Raw genomic sequence first — 16,827 nt, forward strand, 5'->3', positions numbered from 1 at the left:
CGCCCCCCGCCCCGGGGCTGGTGGTTACCCTCGGGGGCGCTTCCCCACCGGCCCGCCCGCGCGCCGCCGCGCGCCCGGTCCCGGACTACCCGATCTTCTCGAACCAGAACTCGTGCTTGAGGAACGACGTGTCGTACTCGTGCCCCGGATAGGGCGGGATCAGCTGCGAGGCCTGGAAGAGCCGCCAGCCGTCGCGCAGCGCCTCCACGCCCGTGTCGTACGGCGGGAGGTCGCTGTCGCCGGTCGTCGGGTTCGTCCTCCCGGTCCCGTCGTAGTACGCCCAGGCCAAGACGTCGGCGTCGAGCGCGGAGGTGTTCAAGTAGAGGACGAGGACTTCTTGCTTCATCAGGTTCTCCCGGGGCGGTTGGCGACGCGGGTCGCCCAGTATTCGACGTCGAACGAGGGGTTGTTGGTGAGCGCCCGCCACATCTTGACGCGGTTGTAGATCTCCAGGCGGGCGGTCGCGTGCTCGCACCAAGGGTGGTAGACGTTGAGCTCGGCCGCGACCTGCGGATCGTCCAGATCGGACACGTCCCAGGTCCGCACCTGCGGCGCCGTCGGGTTGAACCGGATCTTGTACATGTACCGGCGGATGTCGGAGTCGTTGCGCCGTCCGCCGTGCCAGATCCCGTGGTGGAGCAGGACAACGGTGCCCGGCGGGCAGGTCAGGCGGGTCTGGCCGCGCAGGTTCTGGTACCGGCCGGTGTCGGACTCGTTGGTGCGGCGCAGGTGCGAACCGGGGACGGACAGGGTGCCGCCCATCGTGCCGGTGACCTCCTGCGGGTAGTACATGAGCTGCACGTCGAACGCGTCGATGCGCGTGTCGATGATCGCGTCCCCGTGGAGCGGCTGCGCGCCGCCCTCGTGCGGCTCGCGGATGTGGATGGCGTGGTGGTCGACCGTGGGGTCCGACCCGAGGAGGCTCTGGAGCGCCCCGGCCACGGCCGGGATCTCGAGCAGCCGCCGCGTGAACGACCCGGGTTCGTAGGCCTCGCCGACCGGGGTCCCGTAGGGGACCGGGCCGAGCCCGGCCTCCATGATCCCGATCGCTTCGGCGTTGAGGTCGGGCGGCACGATCGCGTCCATCCGGTGGAACCCGTTGGCGACGAACCGCGCGACCTCGACCGAGGTCAGTAGATGCTTGCTGGTTGTCATACACCGAAGATAGGATCAGTTCCCGCAGTTGTAATTGGCAGTAATCACCAACTAGTGGTCGGTTCTCATCATGCGCACGGTGACGCTTCACCTCGACCAACCGCCGGAGGTCGTCAACGCCGGCGTCGGCCTCCACGGCCTCAACCTGCCCGAGGAGCGCTTCCTCCTGCCCGACCTGTGGCAGATCCACCTGTACAAGTACGAGGGCGCGATCGAGCTCGGCGGCACCGTCCACCCCGTCAGGCCCGGGTACGTGAGCCTCATCCCGGCCGGCGTCGAAGTCCTCTTCCGCTACCAGGGCCGCTCCGAGAACCTCCACATCCACGCGCGACTCCCGAAGGACGGCAACCGGTGCACGGTGCCGGTCATGCAGGACGCCGGACCGACCGCGCCCGCGCTGGCCGAGATGTTCCGCCAGGCCGTCACCGCCGAGGCCCCGGCGCGCGCGAACGCCGAGGCCTGGGCGCTGCTGTGGCGGATGACGCGGCTCGACCCGGGGCCCGCCGGGGAGGGGCACCACCGCTCGGTGGAGGCGGCCCTCGCACACATCGAGGAGCACCTGCCGGCCCCGCTCGCGGTGCCGGAGATCGCCGCCGCGGTCGGCCTCTCGCACAACCACCTGACACGGCTCTTCCACGCCGCCACCGGCACCACGGTGGTCGCCCACATCCGGCGCCGCCGCCTCGAGCGGGCCCGGCACCTCCTCGTAGAGTCGACCCTGTCGATCCCGGCGGTCGCCGCCGCGGTGGGCATCGCGGACCTCCAGGCGTTCAACAAGGCCTGCCGCCGCGAACTCGGCGCCTCGCCGCGGGCGGTGCGCGAGGCGGCCCGGAAACTCTGAGCCGTCGAGGGCTACAAGAATGCGCTGCGCTGCGGTACCGTCACGAAAGTTACTCACGTCACTCTCGGAGGTACCTGTGGTCGCAATGCCGCGCTTGCCCGACTTCGCCTGGGGGGTGGCCACTTCGGCCTTCCAGATCGAAGGCGCCACAGCGGCGGACGGCCGCGGGCCGTCGGTCTGGGACACCTACACCGGCACACCCGGGAAGATCCGCGACGGCCACACCGCCGAAACCGCCTGCGACCACTACCGCCGGTACCCCGAGGACATCGCCCTCATGCGCGACCTCGGCATCGACGTCTACCGGTTCTCGATCGCCTGGCCCCGCGTGCGCCCGGACGGCACCGGCCCCGTCAACCCGGCCGGCCTCGACTTCTACGAGCGCCTCGTCGACGCCCTCCTCGAAGCGGGCATCGCCCCCATGGCGACCCTCTACCACTGGGACCTCCCGCAGCCCCTCGAAGACGCCGGCGGCTGGCTCGACCGCGACACCGCCCACCGCTTCGCCGAGTACGCCGCGATCTGCGCCGAGCGCCTCGGCGACCGCGTGCGCCACTGGATCACCCTCAACGAGCCGTTCGAGCACATGGCCCTCGGCTATGCGCTCGGCCAGCACGCCCCCGGCCACACGCTGCTGCTCGACGCGCTCCCCGCCGCCCACCACCAGCTCCTCGGCCACGGCCTCGCGACCAGCGCCCTGCGCGCCGCGGGCGCGCCGTTCGTCATGCTCACCAACAGCTACACGCCCGCGGTGCCCGCCACCGGCAACGAGGACGACCTCGCCGCCGCCGCGACCTACGACCTCCTCCACCGCCGCCTGTTCACCGACCCCGTGCTCCTCGGCCGCTACCCCGATCTCTCGCCCTTCGGCCTCGACACCCTGCCGTTCCTCAAGGACGGCGACCTCGAGGCCATCGCGCAGCCCCTCGACGGCCTCGGCGTCAACTACTACAACCCGACCCGCCTCGCCGCCGCCCCGCCCGGATCGCCGCTCCCGTTCGACATCGTCGAGTTCGACAACGTGAAGACCACCGACTTCGACTGGCCCGTCATCCCCTCCGGCCTCACCCAGACCCTGATGGACCTCACCGAGGACTACGGCCCCGACCTCCCGCCCCTGTGGGTCACCGAGAACGGCTGCTCCTACGCCGTCCCGCCCGCAGCGGACGGCTCGATCCCCGACCAGGACCGCATCGACTACCTCGCCGCCCACGTCAAAGCCCTCGACGCTGCGATCGCCCAAGGCGCCGACGTGCGCGGCTACCTCGTGTGGACCCTCCTCGACAACTTCGAATGGGCCGAAGGGTTCCACCAGCGCTTCGGACTGGTGCACGTGGACCCCGCGACGCAGGACCGCACTCCGAAGGCCTCTTTCGCCTGGTACCGCGAGCACCTCGCGAGCAGACGCCCGTGACCACCGCCCCCGAAGCCCCCGCGCCCGCCGCCCTCGCCGAACCCGAACGCAATGTGGGCAAGGTCTGGATCGGCGGCATCACCACCGGGATGCTCGGCCTCTACATGGCCTTCTTCACCCCGATCCAGGTGCTCCTGCCCCTCCAGCTCGCCGAGATCGACGAGGACGGCAAGGTCGCCGCGTTCGGCCTCGTCACCGGCTTCGGCGCGCTCGTCGCCGTCGTCGCCAACCCCCTCGCCGGAGCGCTCTCCGACCGCACCACCGGCCGCTTCGGCCGCCGCCACCCCTGGACCCTCGGCGGGATGGCCGTCGGCGCCCTCGGCCTCTACCTGCTCGGCCTCCAGACCACCGTCATCGGCGTGCTCCTGTGCTGGTGCCTCGCCCAAGCGGCCCTCAACGCCGGGTACGCCAGCCTCAACGCGGGCATCCCCGACCACGTCCCCGTCCGCCAGCGCGCCGTCGTCTCCGGCTGGATCGGCTTCCCGCAGGCCCTCGGCCTCGTCCTCGGCGCGGTCATCGTCACCATGCTGGTCACGGACATCCCGACCGGCTATCTCGTGATCGGCTTGGCGGCCTTGGCGATGGCGCTCCCGTTCGTACTGTCCACACCGGACCCGCCGCTGCCGCGCACCGCCCGGCCGCCTTTCAACTGGAAGGCCCTCCTCGCCACGTTCTGGGTCTCGCCCCGCGCCCACCCCGACTTCGCCTGGGCCTGGTTCACGCGCTTCCTCGTCATGCTCGGCAACGCCACCGGCACGCTCTACCTGCTGTTCTTCCTGCAGGACGCCGTACACTACGAGGAGATCTTCCCCGGCCGCAGCGCCGACGAAGGGGTCCTGATCCTCACGCTCCTCTACACCGGCGGCGTCATCGCCACCTCGGTGGCGGGCGGCGTGCTCTCCGACCGCATCGGCCGCCGCAAGCCGCTCGTCGTGGTCTCCTCCGCGATCATGACCGTCGCCGCACTGCTCCTGACCTTCTGGCACACCTGGCCCGCCGCGATCGCCGCCGCCGCGATCATGGGCGCCGGCTTCGGGATCTACCTCTCCGTCGACCAGGCGCTCATCACCCAGGTCCTCCCGGCCGCCTCCGACCGCGCCAAAGACCTCGGCATCATCAACATCGCCTCCACCGCCCCGCAGGTCCTCGGCCCGGCCCTCGCCGCGGTGACCGTGGCGGGGCTCGGCGGCTACTCGACCCTCTACGCCCTGAGCGCGGCGGCCACCCTCCTCGGCGGCATCCTGGTGTGGCCCATCAAGTCCGTGCGCTGACCCGACATCCCGCCGCTACGATGCCGACATGCCCGCCGCCCTCCTGCACTGCGCCGACACGCTCCACCCGCGCCGCCCAGACGAGCACTTCGCCCCCGAGGCGGCGCTGGTCCTCGCACTGCGGGAATGCCTGGGTCGGCCGGACCGGCGACTGCTGGCCGGTAACCGCGGAATCGGAGCGACACGGTGGGCTCCCGGGCGTGCAAACTCAGGGGGCCCACTCTTTTGGTCTGCCAGGCTGACTCGGTGCTCCTCTCATGGACGGCCGGGATCCGAACCGTAAAGCGGGCCTCGGCTCCAGAACGGCGAACGTTTCTCCTCCAGTGGGTTTGCGCGCCCCGCTGGCCACCACCCGGTGGCCCGGCTCGTAGTCGAGCATGAGTCTTGACTCCCAGAACCTGATAGCGTCTCGCGCATGACCGCGCCCCTGGCAACTGACTCACACGGCAACGCCCTGATCGATGTGACCGCCCAACCTGCAAGGACCGACCTCGATCTGTTCTGATGCTGGCCGGTCCGCTCATCGGAGCAGGTAGCGGCGGGGACGGTGCGGCGTTGCCGAACCGGGGCGCCCCAGGTTGGATGGCGAGGAAGGGCGCCGCCGCAATAGGGATACCGGTGGCAGGTCAAATGGAATGAGGGGCCTTTCATGTAACGGTGGGAGCGAGAACCCACGTGCAACGTGAATCTCCATAGACTGGTGTGTATGCCCCGCAAGCGAAAGCCGGATCAAACCTCTGACGAGCGTAGCGTCGCTGCTGCAAGTCCGCTGGTGCTTGTTGTCGGTGAGGACGAGCTGGCCGGCAGCCTCGTGCGAACGCTCGCCCTCCGGTACGGGTATCGCGTGCAAGTGCTGTACAGGAACGAGGCTGCTGTCGCACGGTGGTCTTCGGGCTTCGACGACGACCTTGTTCAGGTTGCTCCGTTCCAAGTCGGCATTCTTGAGGGTCTGTCCGATAGCGTTCTTCGTCGGATACATGCGGTTGCGTTCATGGACCGAGATGACCTGGGCAACGTGCAACTTGCGTTGGAATTTCGGGATCTCGTGACTGAGCGGGATCTGCCACATCCTCGACTGGTGTTGAGGATGGATGACGAGGAGTTCGGCACTAACGCCATGGAACTCTTGGGTGAGAATGACGTGTTCGCGATTTCGGAGACCGGGGCGGTCGCTGCAACGTTCGTTGCGGCGGCCGTGCAGCGAGCGGGACCGGGCGACATCGGGCTCTGGAATCGCACGCTGTATCTCGCAGACTGGTGGGACACGAGAGCAGAGGCTGCTTGGGCTGTCGCTGGGGCCGACGGCACCGTCCTAGTATCGGACGCTCCTGGGGAGGATTTCGTCCTGCATCTTGCACCCGATGTGCGGCGGCGGTGGCTCAAAGCGGCGCTGCGGAGCCCGCTGGAGGACATTGGCCAGGTCCTGCATCGAATGCGACGCGCGTTGGGGTCGTTTCGGAAGACGACCGCACGCCTCTGGTGGATTAGTGCGGCGGTCCTCCTCACAGTCATGGCCACGAGCTTGACGGTGCTCCTGCGCGACGATTCCAGCGCCGTTCACATCGACAACCCATGGGAAGCGTTCTACGTAATGGTGCTCCTGACCGGCGGCACCAACCCCGACATGGGTGCCAGCCGTGCTATTCAGTCGGCGCACATGATGGTCGCACTCACCAGCTCGCTGCTGCTGCCGGTCTTTACAGCAGCCATCCTCCAATCGGTGTTCGACCGCCGGGACGCCCGCCTCTCCGGTCGAACCATCCAGCCGGTCCGCGGCCATGTCATCGTTGTCGGGCTCGGGCCGTTGGGGCATCGCGTCGTCATCGCACTTCGTGAACGTCGTGTGCCCGTAGTTGCGATCGAACGCAACGCGGACGCGCAAGGGGTTGCCGAGGCGCGCGCGGTCGGCGCTGAAGTGCTCATCGGCGACGCGGCCGACAGGCGGATTCTCCAGAGCGCAGAGGTTCGCGACGCGCGTTCACTTGTTGCCACCGCCAGCCGTGAAGTCGACAGCCTGCGAGTCGTGCTGACCGCACTTGAACTCAATCGGGCCCTGCCGACCGTCCTGCGCGTCTCAGAGACGGGGATATCCCGTCGTATTCGCGAAAAGCTCACCAGGAACATCTACCAGGCGCATAAGTCGTTCAGCGTCACAGCGGTAGCTGCGGAACGGTTCGCTCAGGCGGTCACCGAAGCCGCGATCGTGGAGATCATTCCCGTGGATGATCAGCTGGTCTTTCTGCTAACCGTTGAAGTGCAGCCCGACAGTAGCCTGCACGAAGCCTCCATCAGCGCGGTAGCTCAAGTCGGTCGCATGGAAGTGATAGCTGTCCGACGTTCTGGCGGTGGCGTCAGGTGGAATCCTGATCCGGCTTTCAAGATCGCGGCAGGTGACACGCTTGCCGTTGTCGCCGACAGCGCCGGCATCCGCAAAGTCGCCGAACTGGCATCGACAACCATTCCTGGTGATCCCAAGTAGCGTCCACCTACGTTGAGGAATGAGAGCAGCATGGGTGTCGTAGTGGCTGAGCACGTGGCGCTGCGAGGTTCAGGCCTCGCAGCGCGGCTGGCAGCACGCTGGGTGTGTCGCCGTCCTCGTACCGGCAACCGGTGCAGGCTGGTGCCATCGATGGTTCGGTTGATGTGCTCAGCACGGGATCCACGCGTGGTCGAGATCGCGGTCGGCGTTGGAACATACAGGGGGCAACTACCGGGCGGACGATCAGCAGTCTTGTATGGTCTTGCGCGGGACGCGAAAGACTCGGGGACTCGTGGCATGGCCAACCTGCCGGCCGTATCAGTGCGCTTCCTGCTTACCGCGGTAGCGTCGAGCCGATTCAGTCCACCAGTGCGGGTAGTCGCTGCACTCCGACTGTCGCCGCGCCTTTCTTGAGGTCGCCGGTCTCGTCGAACACCAGCACCCGTTCGGGCCGGTCGGCGACCTGGACCCACGCGGTTGCCGCAGCGCTCTCCCGGACGTCCTCATTCCAGGCGCTGTCGTTGAAGAAGTGCTGGAGCCGCCACGGATCGGCATGCCCGGCGTTCTTCGCGATCGAACAGCAGTTCTTCCTGGGCAGGTCCGCCTGCAACCCGGTCACCGCGTCGGCGGCCAGGCGGCGGGACTCGATGCGCGCGAACAACCCCGCACACGAGCCGAGCAGCTCGGCCGTCACCTCGCCTACTATGCTCACGGCAGTGGCTGCCGTCATGTTTCCTTGCGTCACAACAAGAATCATGAAACAGCAGCCGTGCTCGTCTACGAGGTCAGTTCAGGCGTCCCCAGAGGTCGTACGGGTTCGGCCCGGGGCGGAACCCATGCGCCTCTGCCATCTGTGCCGCCTCACGGAAGCCGCGGGCGATGGCCGAGGGTTCGTGGGCGTCGCTGCCGAATGTCACGGCGTCTCCGCCTTCTTCGCGCCACCATCGCAGAATGGTCGCGTGCAGCGGTATGCGGGTGCTGATCTCCAGCGCCCTGCCCGACTGGGCGGTGGCCCGCAGCGCGAAGCGGAACTCCTCCTCGAACGCTGAGAGTTCGAACGGTCCGGCTGTCTGCTGCGGCCAGTAGCGGATCGGATAGTCGATGTGGGCCAGCACGGAGAACACGTCACTTTCGCTGACCAGCTTGGCCACCTCGGACACGTAGGCCCGGACGACCTCCGTCGCCTCCCGGTGCTCGTACAGGCCCGGCGGCTCGGCGAACCTGTCCCCACCGGGAAGTGGCAGGCAGTGCAGGGAGCCGAGCACCCGGTCGAACCGGCCGGCACCGAGTACCTTCGCGATGGCCGCGGCGTGCCAATGCGGTTCGCCCATCTCCAAGCCGCTGAGGATCCGCAGCTCCGGGAACCGATCGCGGCACTCCTCGATCGCCTCCAGATACCCCAAGGCGTCGAATACCGGGGGAGTCAGCTGCCCCCCTGCGTGGACAGGGAAGCGAGATAGTCAGGTCTTGGAGACAGTCTGCTCGCCACATCAGTTGGCACGCCAACGATGTGAGCCGAGGCACCAGCGTCGCGCCGTGTACCCGTGGGCACCGGGACGCCTCACCGGGCTCGCCCGCCTCTATGGCGAGATCACGCGCGCAGTCCACGATGAAGACTTCCATAACCACTTGTCAGAGTGGATATTCGACCCCAACATGCAAGCCCGCCGCTCCCGCTGCCAGCGACGAGGAGACCACCAACCGTCATGAGGTCACGAACTTCCGCCGCCGTACTACCCTGGCAGGTAGCCCCGACACCGCACCGGCCGAGCCTGCTCTCCTCTACAGAAAAGTCATAATGGAGTGTGGCCAAATGGCGGGAGGGCGCCGATGTTGGCGCCCTCCCACGACAGCCTGCGCAGGCCGGTTGCTTCTCTGGGAACGCTACCGTTAGTGCGAAATGATGTTGTAATCGCAGGTGCTGCAGCCCTTGTGGTTGGTTGTAGTGAAGTACACGCCGTTCAAGTGCGTGGAGCTGCTGACGGCGGCATAGCTGGCACTGCCGAACCATCCAGTGTTCACGACATCGTCATTCGAGTTGATGCCGTAGGCCCGCACATAGGCATGGCCTGCGCAGATATCAGTGGCTCTCGTGGTTGAAGCGGAAGTGTGGGTGCTCCGCCACGGGTACGTGCAGTTGGAACCTCGGACGATAGTTCCTGTGGCAAGGTGCGCCGCCGCAGGGGCGGCGAACGCGACAACCGCGATCAGGGCCGCAAGTGCGGCGCCCGCGCGCATGAGGAGAAGTTTCATGTACTTGAGTGCCTTCCAGGGGGAGACGGTCGAATGTGAAAGCAACTCTGAAGCCGTTGGATCGTTCTCATCGTCGCGGCTCCTCACCGGTCTGTCAAGAGAATCAGTATGCCGCGTAAAGGAAATGGGGCCGCTTGCGCACTTGTGGACCATCGATGGAGGTTCTAGGCTGTTGGGCGTGAAACCCTTTGCTTGCACGCTCATGGTGCCGGTGTGCGCGATCGTGCTGCTGTCAGCGTGCGATGCCGGCCAACCGGAGACGATCGGTGCTGACGACATCGACCGGATCGAAACCTCCCTGGTCAACGGGTCCGCCTTGCGCTGGGAACTGACCCAGGCCGAAGCCCGAGTGGCCACCGAATGCATGGAAGACCAAGGGTTCTTCGCCCATGAGACGAACCTGTTGCACGGAGGGATCGTGCCGCACCGGTTCGAGGGCTTCGCTTCCCCCTACAGTCGCATTCCGACAGTGGAACAGGCCGAGCAGTTCGGGTTCGGACAGTGGGTGGAGCTGAACTACACCCCTGAGTCGGCATCGATGCGCGAGGACTTGAACTATCTCGCCTATGTTGCAGGCGAACAGGGTTGGATGGACATGACGTCGCTCGACGCATACCAGGAGTGGAAGGAATCCGGCGAGGAATACCAGACCGAGTGGCTTGCCGCGTTCCTCGGGGAGGAACGAGCTGAGGCCCCGGCAGGCAAGGCCGATCAGTTGCCGTTCGGCGGTTGTGAGCTGGTCACGATCGAGGCGGTTTACGGTGAACCCGCGGTGGTGGAAACTGAGAGCGGCACGTACCTGACTAGGCCCGATCTGAATAGCCCGCTCACTTGGGTCGGTGACGGGGAGCTGTACCGGGAGCTGTCGGCGCAGTACGCCGAGCAGGAAGAGGGCTTCCTCGATTGTGTCGAGGACCGCGGCTACGGGGCGTGGCAGTTCGACGAGATGGGGATGCTGCCGGTCAGAGAGCAGCTTGCCGGGATGTACAGCGACGCATCTGAGTCCGATGATCCGATGGCCTACGAGTTCGCCATGGCGAAGGACTTCGCCGAATGCGCCCAAGACTCTGGATTGCGGGACGAGGCCGAAGAGGCGTGGGCGATGCTGTACGTCGATCGACTTATCGACCGTGAGGCGGAAATCTTCGCCTGGGAGCAGCAGGTTGCGGACTATCTTGCGAGCGCGCAGGAATACCTCGCGTAACGCAGCGACCGATCGAACCAGGGCTGCCTCGGCTGGGGCGCGCGCGATTGAGGCCGCCGCGATGCACTCCTTGGATGCTGCCCGCCTCGATTCCAGCGCGATCCACCTCGTCGTCGACGGGCACTCCGCCCACCGCGCCAAGAAGGTCGCCGAATGAGTCGCCGACCGGAACGACCGGATCGAGCCGCATTTCCTGCCCGCCTGCGCCCCGCACCTCAACCCCGACGAGCTGGCGGGCGCCGATCTGCAGCACACGCTCGCCGACCAGGTCATCACCGACCGGGCCCAGATGGAGCGATCGGTCCGGGCGTTCTTCCACCGCGTTCAGAAGCTCCCGACCCGTGTGCTCAGCTACTTCCAAGCGCCGCATACGAAGTACGTCAGCTCAACCATCGAGTTCGACTGTGCGGTACTACGGTGGAGCGAATTCCTCCCGGAATCCGTCGGCCGCATTGTGAAGGAACGACCGTGACCCTACAGCGACACTTCACCGCTTCCGTCTGCGTCTTCAATGACGAAGGCGCGATGCTGCTCGTCCACCACCGGAAGCTCGACCTTTGGCTCTACCCAGGTGGCCACATCGATCCCAACGAGGCTCCGGACGAGGCCGCCAAACGCGAAGTGTTCGAGGAGACCGGAATCGAGGTGGAGATCATCGCGGAATCCCTTCCCCCCTACGCCAACGTCACGGCCCTCATCCCGCCATGGCGCATCATCGAGGTAGCTACCGAAGACAAACACATCGGCTCTCACCATCACATCGACTTCGTCTACGTCGCCCGCGTTGCCCATCCGGGTGCCACGCGCGGCTCCGGACAATTCACCGTCGCCGAGGACGAAATCGTTGACTGCCGCTGGGTGCCAATCGACCGATTCGAGGACTACAAGACGCCCTCCGTGCTCCCCGAGCTCGCCGCCGATGCTGCAGACTGGGCCGACCGAGTCCAACGATCGAACCCAACCTTCAACCAATAAGTTTCGGATCAATAGCACAAACTGGGCATTTGATCGCGCTTAAACTCCTTGCATGCGACGACGACACTCGCCCACAGGACCGAGCTGATCTCGTTGCACTTGCCGCAGAGGCCAGCGCTGAGGACTGGATGCTCGCGCGAGACTCGAAGATCCACGACCTCACCGACCGGATCGGATTGCCCCTGGTTCTGGTTGTGTCCGCCGCCAACCTCCACGACAGCCATGCGCTCGAGCCGCTCGTCCAGGGCATCCCGAAGATCCGGTCCCGGCGCGGGCCCAGGCGCCGCAAGCCTGCGAAACTCCACGCGGACAAGGCCTACGACATCCCCGATTGCCACCGGACACTGCGCGAACGGCGTATCGGTGATCGCATCGCTTGCCGCGGCATCAAATCCTCGACCAGGCTGGGCCGCGACCGCTGGGTCATCGAACGCACCATCGCCTGGCTCGGCGGCTACCGTCGCCTCACCCTCCAATACGAACGCCACGGTCACCTGTTCGCCGCATTCCTCGCCCTCGTCACAGCGATCACCTGCTACCAAAACTCACCAACTGAGACGCGCTCTTAGAGGTGCGCCAAGAGCACCTGGCACGTACCTTGCAGAGCCTCATCGTCGGCGATGGCGTCCAAACGGTCGCTGCGGCCCGGTTCCGCTAGCGCCGCCTTGACCCTGGCCACTGCTGGCACGGCGTGATGCTCGCCTGGCAAGGTGACTGCCGCCTCCGTTGAAGCCGCCACGACCCTGTCCAAACCTCGTTCCGGCGGCTGGAAATCGAGGACGATACAGGGTCGTCAGCTTTGCGTACCATGGCGATCGACTGGCGGGGCAGAATCACCGCTGCCGACGAAGGGACATCCGCGTGACCACGATCTTCACCGTTTCCATCGACGCCGTCGAGGACACGACCTTCCGCGGGAGAGTCCACCTCATCAACTCCGACGTGCCACGGGTGCCGCGGGAGCCGGAATTCCCACTCTCACTCCTGGCGGACCTGTGGTGGAGCCTGGACCACGGGTCCCTTCACAACGAGGAGGACGACGAGGACGGCGACCGCTGCCCATTCGACGAAGAGCGCGGCAAAGCGATCATCTCGAGCATGCGGCTCGGCACGGAACTCGGCCAGATCTTCGACCTCATTCTCGGCAGGAAGATCCGGGTCACCGAGGACGGATACCTGCTCGCGGACGACGACCGAACCGTGCTCGAACCGAAGCGCAGAGCGGCCGACCTCTACAAGCTGGACGGCGGCAGCGGCTCCGACGGCATCTCAGACTTCGTGATGACCCCTGGCGACCAGACGGCGTTCACCCGCCGCGCCGCGGCGGTCGTGACCGGCTACGAGGTCTCCGAATACCGGAACGTCCCGCTGCTGAGCGAGGTCGCCGCGGTCCAAGGACTGGAGCTGGAGGGGCCAGACGGACTCGCCGACCTGGACGACTACGACACCTGGGACGCGGTGCACGACCGGCCGCTCGTTGAATTCCCGTACGCCGAGATCACGGTGGCGGTCGCCGACCCGGGGTATCTGGAGCATCTGTCCGCCGGAATGCGCTGGTCGACGACCATGACCGGCCATGTCTGCTGAGCAGACGAGCATGGGCCCAGACATTGTCATCAAGCGCTCGACCAGCTCGCTGCTTTCTCCGCTTGGACCGGTCGGTCGGACTCACTCATCACTTGACGTGCGCGTGGCCCTCAACGCCAAGCGCCACGATTCGAGCCGAGAGGCGGCCGATGACGTTCGCTCCAGCAGTGCTCGCGGACAAGGCGGCGCCGGCGACTGAGTGGTTGACGGCATCGGTGGCGCTGTTTATCGTCGGCGCAGAATCTCCAGAGCCGGGCAGGCTGCGGTCATGCTGCTCGGAGCGACCGACAGGAGGCCGGCGGCCCCAAGCGATCGCTCTAGACATGTTGCCAGTCAATGGAAGTCGGCCGTTCCCCCGCCGTTTCGTAGAACTCTTCGACCACAACGCTGACCATTTCGAGCGGGACTTGGGCCTCCGCAGGTGGCGTGGGGCGGTCGTTCACTGCCTTCCACTTGGACTGGACGAGGAAGAGCTTTCCCTCGGAGGTATAGATGCCGTCAACGCCGGAGTACTGCAACGCTGCACGGCCCTCACGCACGTTTGCGACGACATCCATCTTTCGCTCAGGGAACCCCTCAACGGTCACACGCAGGTGTTGATAATCCTCGAACGCCGGCAGAACCCGTCGACTGGCGCGGGAGACGCATTGAACACGCCGCTCCGACGAGCGTTCACAAGCTCATGCACGCTCAGGATATTTCGCACGAACGAGCCGCGTGACCGGATCCCAGTCGCCGCGGTCGAGCCATAGCCCCGGCTCGCTCGGGTTCGCGCGGACGGGATCGGTGGCGAGGGCCATCCTGAGCAGTGCGACCCAGGATCGGTCGCGCACGTCGCAGCGCACGTCCGTTCAGTCGGCCGGCGTAGCTGTTGTTCCACCCTTTGCCGCGCGGACCCGGCGCACCCACTCATACCCGGCGGTGTCCTCAGTCCCCAGTCGAAGGAACGCCGAATGTGGGCTGCGGCCTTGTAGCTCGATGCTGAAGCGACCGGCGCCGATATCGTGGAGCTGGAAGTCGCCCAAGGGATATCTGAGGATTGCCGGATGGCGCTCGCGCCACCTCCCGACGTCGGCAACCGCCACGGTCTCGCCGATGAGGGCAAACACCATAGTGGTCGCTGGATGCACATCGGCTTTCTCGCCCCATTCCATGTCGCCGGCATCGGACAGCTCGAAGTAGTGTGCCCACCCTTTGAGAAGTTCCGTTCCGTCGTGCTCCGGGACCGGCACCACGACCGCATCGGTTTCGCCCAGGGTGCCGTTCACGCTTGCCTGGATCTCGGCAACCGCTCGTTCAAGCAGGCGGATCTCGGTCGGCCCTCCTGGTTTGACACCCGGCGGTCGATCCACCACCCATTTGCTGATCACACCGGGCCGCCAGGGACGGAACGCCACTCTCCAAGGTGCGCCATCCACACTTGTCTGAAGTTCGTATGAGGGCAACTCGAGAAGGCGCGCGGCAACGAAGTCGATCACGCGGCCTCGCTGACCCGAGTCCAGGTCAATGGTGAGGGTGGCAGAGTCGCTAAAGATGATGTCGAGCGAAGGACCGCCGACCAGAGAGGCGATGTCGGTATAGCGAAAGCCCTTCAAGCCGTCCGGTGGCCCCGAGCGGACGTACAGGGCCTCCGTACCACCACAGAGCTGCACCCGACCACCGTCCGGCAGTGTCCCCTGGGAGAGCAGGAGGATACGTTCACCCGGGAGAAGGATCGGACGCAGCCTTCGCTCCACCAAGCGTTCGAGAAATCCCATGTGTTCCAAACTACTGACCCGGGTCAACACATCGCTGGGCCGTCGAACGGACCATCGCCTGGCTCGGCGGCTACCGCCGACTCGCTCTCCGGTACAAGTGCCACGGATACCTCTTCGCCGCGTTCCTCGCCCTCGCGGCAGGAATCACCTGCTGCAAGAGGCTCGCTCGACTGCTTGAAGCCGTTATACCGTGGCCAGCAGTATTTTGGCCCATCTGCATCCACCTTCATGATGCGAACCGGCACCTTTTGAAACCTCTGGAGCAACGTGCCGGTTTCGGCCCTGTGCTTCGGCACAGGTCGGCACGCGGCACGAGTCCGACTGCGCAAGCACCGACGCGAACGAACACGCCAGGGGGTCCGAGGGCGACAATCGTGCCAATATCGGCGTCGGGATGCTGCGCCCACGCATCGAGCTTGACCTGGACCTGGAAGTTGTGGTCATCCAGCCGGCGGACCACACCAGTGAAGTCCTCACCAACGCTCCTCGGACTCCGGTTCGGTCGGCGCGGTTGTCGTCGGAGAGCGGCCGCCGATCGGTGTGCCCGGGGGAGCGCACGGAGGATCTCTGATCGCTCGCTGGGTTTCGTGCCGCGCAAGGCCATCCAGGCGACGAAGGCACGTAGCAGGACCGAGGAGATCGCAGCGGCGGCAAACCAGGGCCGAGAGTCGAAACGTCCATTACCTGTTGCATCCGTGGCTCATGGAACCGAAATCCACAGTTTGACACTGTGAGTGCCTACCTTTGATGTCGAATCTCATCGGACGTTTGTAGCCCTGCGACCGAGCCTCGAGGGGACACTTTGTTCCCCCTAGTTCATGGGGACAGACTGTCCCCTTGGGTTGGTGACACCCTGCAGCGTCGAAACCGCGGTACGCTGGCCGACACTACGCTTCAGTCGAGGTAAAGATCAACGTCAACCTCGGCGTCAATCTCGGCCAAGAAATGAAGCATGCCGGCATCCAAGTGAAACCCCGGCCCGTGCGGATCGGATTCCGACATCCACTGCACCAGCTCCAGAGTTATTTCACACCCAGCCTCCCGCAAAGCAATAAAAGACTCTCGCATACGAAATACCCTCACAAAGAGTCGGTCAATGACCTCCTCGAGAGGCACTTCACGATCACCGAATTCACGAATTTTCCAGGAGCTCTCCTTCGCCGGAATTGAAACAATCGACCCCGACCGGATTTGGCCCTTGCCTAGGGAGATATCCGGAGCAATGCCAGCAATCTTTGACATTTCTTCAACCGACTGCACTTCGCTCCATGCCACAAGGGCCGCCAGACGGGGAACTATATCGCTGCCCATGATCCGAAAGTCTTCCTCACTCTAAAATGACAGATACCCGGAAAGCCCGAATACCAGAAGAGCCCCTGAGGAACCGCCCGAAGGTAGGCACTTTCCGGCTCAGCAGCTAGGGGCTGAAGATTCACTGCAATGAAGGCGAACCCAGCGCCCGGCAGCGTACCGCGGACCTCGGCCTCCCTCAATACATCCACAAGGTACGGCACCGACTGCAGCCAAGTCGTCGAAACGATCCTAAGCGACAGCGTGACGGTTCCCGTGTCGGACGCTGCAGGGGGCCACCTTGATGGCGATCCGCAGCTCAGCCTCGGTGGGCCTGTCGCATTAGTGTTGTCATCCTGACGACGTTCGCCCTGACCTCTGGCGTGCTCGTCGCCGACGCCTACTGGAATTTCGGTACGCGACGCTTCTTCGACGCGGTAGGAGTCGTGCTGCTGGCTACGATCGCCGTGTACTTCGGCTTCATCGTCGGCGCCGTCGATCCGGGGCGGGTCACCTGGTACGTCATTGCCTCCGCCCTCGCGGCCGTGGTTGGATGGCTGGTCGCCGACGAAGCGAACTACTAGCGGCGCGGAACGATGAC

16 protein-coding genes and 2 pseudogenes are annotated in these 16,827 nt (G+C 65.6%); 10 read left to right on the forward strand and 8 right to left on the reverse strand.

Going from position 1 to position 16,827, the window contains the following annotated elements; genetic code table 11:
* Nucleotides 1-85: 85 nt before the first annotated feature.
* Nucleotides 86-346: a hypothetical protein gene (locus O2L52_RS02495; protein ID WP_270113721.1), complete on the reverse strand. Its 261-nt coding sequence runs from the start codon at nucleotides 344-346 to the stop codon at nucleotides 86-88.
* Nucleotides 346-1,155, reverse strand: a complete 810-nt coding sequence (locus tag O2L52_RS02500; RefSeq protein WP_270113722.1) for a phytanoyl-CoA dioxygenase family protein — start codon at nucleotides 1,153-1,155, stop codon at nucleotides 346-348. The genes O2L52_RS02495 and O2L52_RS02500 overlap by 1 nt, the downstream gene beginning before the upstream one ends.
* 70 nt (nucleotides 1,156-1,225) lie before the next feature.
* On the opposite strand from O2L52_RS02500, the gene O2L52_RS02505 reads away from it, so the two are divergent.
* From O2L52_RS02505 to O2L52_RS02520, 4 genes are all read left to right on the forward strand, one after another.
* A complete protein-coding gene (locus tag O2L52_RS02505; RefSeq protein ID WP_344474075.1) occupies nucleotides 1,226-1,996 on the forward strand; it encodes an AraC family transcriptional regulator in 771 nt (256 codons plus the stop codon).
* 85 nt (nucleotides 1,997-2,081) lie between these two features.
* Entirely contained in the window at nucleotides 2,082-3,410 is a 1,329-nt protein-coding gene (locus O2L52_RS02510; RefSeq protein ID WP_270113724.1) for a GH1 family beta-glucosidase, read from the forward strand.
* The gene (locus O2L52_RS02515; RefSeq protein WP_270113725.1) at nucleotides 3,407-4,681 is read left to right on the forward strand and encodes an MFS transporter; all 1,275 of its coding nucleotides are present in this window, start codon (nucleotides 3,407-3,409) and stop codon (nucleotides 4,679-4,681) included. Before O2L52_RS02510 ends, O2L52_RS02515 begins: the two co-directional genes overlap by 4 nt.
* Before the next feature lie 706 nt (nucleotides 4,682-5,387).
* A complete protein-coding gene (locus O2L52_RS02520) occupies nucleotides 5,388-7,160 on the forward strand; it encodes a potassium channel family protein (protein ID WP_270113726.1) in 1,773 nt (590 codons plus the stop codon).
* Between the two features lie 358 nt (nucleotides 7,161-7,518).
* Here the strand turns inward: O2L52_RS02520 and O2L52_RS02525 are convergent, their stop codons facing one another.
* The 3 genes from O2L52_RS02525 to O2L52_RS02535 all read right to left on the reverse strand — a co-directional run bounded on the left by O2L52_RS02525 (nucleotide 7,519) and on the right by O2L52_RS02535 (nucleotide 9,413).
* A complete protein-coding gene (locus tag O2L52_RS02525) occupies nucleotides 7,519-7,890 on the reverse strand; it encodes a transposase (RefSeq protein WP_270113727.1) in 372 nt (123 codons plus the stop codon).
* 55 nt (nucleotides 7,891-7,945) lie between these two features.
* Nucleotides 7,946-8,563, reverse strand: a complete 618-nt coding sequence (locus tag O2L52_RS02530; RefSeq protein WP_270113728.1) for a PHP domain-containing protein — start codon at nucleotides 8,561-8,563, stop codon at nucleotides 7,946-7,948.
* A gap of 487 nt (nucleotides 8,564-9,050) precedes the next feature.
* On the reverse strand, nucleotides 9,051-9,413 hold the full coding sequence (locus O2L52_RS02535; protein WP_270113729.1) for a hypothetical protein: 363 nt from the start codon (nucleotides 9,411-9,413) through the stop codon (nucleotides 9,051-9,053).
* A gap of 178 nt (nucleotides 9,414-9,591) precedes the next feature.
* Between O2L52_RS02535 and O2L52_RS02540 the strand changes: the two genes are divergently transcribed.
* From O2L52_RS02540 to O2L52_RS02555, 4 genes and pseudogenes are all read left to right on the forward strand, one after another.
* Nucleotides 9,592-10,617, forward strand: a complete 1,026-nt coding sequence (locus O2L52_RS02540; RefSeq protein WP_270113730.1) for a hypothetical protein — start codon at nucleotides 9,592-9,594, stop codon at nucleotides 10,615-10,617.
* Between the two features lie 468 nt (nucleotides 10,618-11,085).
* Nucleotides 11,086-11,592: an NUDIX hydrolase gene (locus tag O2L52_RS02545; RefSeq protein WP_270113731.1), complete on the forward strand. Its 507-nt coding sequence runs from the start codon at nucleotides 11,086-11,088 to the stop codon at nucleotides 11,590-11,592.
* Nucleotides 11,593-11,735: 143 nt separating this feature from the next.
* Nucleotides 11,736-12,161: pseudogene (locus O2L52_RS02550) on the forward strand (transposase); the annotation flags it as partial.
* 292 nt (nucleotides 12,162-12,453) lie between these two features.
* Nucleotides 12,454-13,179, forward strand: a complete 726-nt coding sequence (locus O2L52_RS02555; RefSeq protein WP_270113733.1) for a hypothetical protein — start codon at nucleotides 12,454-12,456, stop codon at nucleotides 13,177-13,179.
* A 317-nt stretch (nucleotides 13,180-13,496) separates the two neighbouring features.
* On the opposite strand, the gene O2L52_RS02560 is transcribed toward O2L52_RS02555, so the two are convergent.
* Complete coding sequence (locus O2L52_RS02560) at nucleotides 13,497-13,766, reverse strand: Imm1 family immunity protein (RefSeq protein WP_270113734.1); 270 nt, start codon at nucleotides 13,764-13,766, stop codon at nucleotides 13,497-13,499.
* Between the two features lie 264 nt (nucleotides 13,767-14,030).
* Nucleotides 14,031-14,936 (reverse strand): hypothetical protein, encoded by a 906-nt coding sequence (locus O2L52_RS02565; RefSeq protein ID WP_270113735.1) that lies wholly within the window; start codon nucleotides 14,934-14,936, stop codon nucleotides 14,031-14,033.
* Between the two features lie 29 nt (nucleotides 14,937-14,965).
* Between O2L52_RS02565 and O2L52_RS25390 the strand changes: the two are divergent.
* Nucleotides 14,966-15,100, forward strand: a pseudogene (locus tag O2L52_RS25390) (IS5/IS1182 family transposase); the annotation flags it as partial.
* 730 nt (nucleotides 15,101-15,830) lie between these two features.
* Here the strand turns inward: O2L52_RS25390 and O2L52_RS02570 are convergent.
* On the reverse strand, nucleotides 15,831-16,247 hold the full coding sequence (locus O2L52_RS02570; protein ID WP_270113737.1) for a DUF4279 domain-containing protein: 417 nt from the start codon (nucleotides 16,245-16,247) through the stop codon (nucleotides 15,831-15,833).
* A 362-nt stretch (nucleotides 16,248-16,609) separates the two neighbouring features.
* Between O2L52_RS02570 and O2L52_RS02575 the strand changes: the two genes are divergently transcribed.
* Nucleotides 16,610-16,810, forward strand: a complete 201-nt coding sequence (locus O2L52_RS02575; protein WP_270113738.1) for a hypothetical protein — start codon at nucleotides 16,610-16,612, stop codon at nucleotides 16,808-16,810.
* The last annotated feature ends 17 nt before the right edge of the window (nucleotides 16,811-16,827 follow it).

The organism is Glycomyces algeriensis (genome assembly GCF_027622855.1).
Taxonomy (GTDB): Bacteria; Actinomycetota; Actinomycetes; order Mycobacteriales; family Micromonosporaceae; genus Glycomyces; species Glycomyces algeriensis.